The sequence below is a fragment of the Mycobacterium alsense genome (genome assembly GCF_002086635.1).
GTDB lineage: Bacteria > Actinomycetota > Actinomycetes > Mycobacteriales > Mycobacteriaceae > Mycobacterium > Mycobacterium alsense.
In genome coordinates, this window is the sequence record NZ_MVHD01000123.1 from 1 (window position 1) to 1,378 (window position 1,378).

A 1,378-nucleotide genomic window follows, 5' to 3' on the forward strand; every position below is an offset into this window, starting at 1 on the left:
GGGGACTGTCAGAACAACGGTGGATCTGATCTTGGTCTGACACGCCGAGCGTGAGCTTGGCGGGAAGGACTGACGATGTCAGAAACACTCGATCCCGTGGCGATGGAACTGGATCAACGGCAGCTCGCTGAGCAGCTGCTGGCGCAGGCGAAGGAACAAGGTGTCGAACTGGTCGGGCCGAATGGTCTGCTCAACCAGTTGACGAAGAACGTGCTGGAGACCGCGTTGGATGCGGAGATGGCCGAGCACCTGGGCTATGACAAGCACGACCCGGCGGGGCGCGGTAGCGGCAACTCGCGAAATGGGACTCGGGCCAAGACGGTGCTCACCGAGATTGGCCCGGTCGAGATCGAGGTGCCCCGCGATACGAACAGTTCGTTCGAGCCGCAGATCGTCAAGAAACGTCAGCGCCGTCTGACGGGCATCGACGAGATCGTATTGTCGCTCACGGCAAAGGGATTGACGACCGGTGAGGTCGCCGCGCACTTCGCCGACGTCTACGGGGCCACGGTCTCGAAGGACACCATCTCCCGGATCACTGACAAAGTCGTCGCTGAGATGGCCGAGTGGTGCAACCGGCCGCTGGAGCCGGTGTATCCGGTGGTGTTCATCGACGCGATCTTCGTCAAGATCCGCGATGGTCAGGTCACCAACCGGCCCATCTACGTCGCGGTCGGGGTCACGTGCGCCGGTGAGCGCGACATCCTCGGGTTGTGGGCCGGCGACGGCGGGGAGGGCGCCAAGTTCTGGTTGTCGGTGCTCACCGAGATCAAGAACCGCGGCACCGGGGATGTGTGCATGCTGGTCTGTGACGGGCTCAAGGGACTGCCGGAGGCGGTGAACACGGTCTGGGACCGGGCGATCATCCAGACGTGCGTGATTCATCTGTTGCGCAACACCTTTCGTTACGCATCACGCAAGTACTGGGATCAGATCGCCAAGGACATCCGTCCGGTCTACACCGCCGCGACCGAGGCTGCGGCCAAGGAACGCTTCGTCGAATTCACCGCGAAGTGGGGAGCCCAGTACCCGGCGATCATTCGACTCTGGGAGAACGCCTGGAGCGAGTTCGTGCCCTTCCTGGACTATGACGTGGAGATCCGCCGGGTGATCTGTTCCACCAACGCCGTGGAGTCGATCAACGCCCGCTATCGCCGCGCGATCCGTGCCCGCGGACACTTCCCGACCGACCAGGCGGCGATGAAATGCCTTTACCTCGTCACCCGATCACTGGATCCGACCGGGCGAGGTAGGGCACGATGGGCAATGAGGTGGAAGCCCGCACTCAACGCGTTCGCAATCACCTTCAACGGCCGGATCACCCCGACCGGCAACTAACCAATGCCAAGGTCGGATCCACCGTTAATCAGACAGCCCC

At 62.6% G+C, this 1,378-nt stretch carries 1 protein-coding gene; it reads left to right on the forward strand.

Annotated features, from left to right (window positions below; all coding sequences use genetic code 11):
- The first annotated feature begins 75 nt into the window (after window positions 1-75).
- Window positions 76-1,338, forward strand: a complete 1,263-nt coding sequence (locus BST11_RS26760) for an IS256 family transposase (RefSeq protein WP_083141166.1) — start codon at window positions 76-78, stop codon at window positions 1,336-1,338.
- Window positions 1,339-1,378 lie beyond the last annotated feature (40 nt).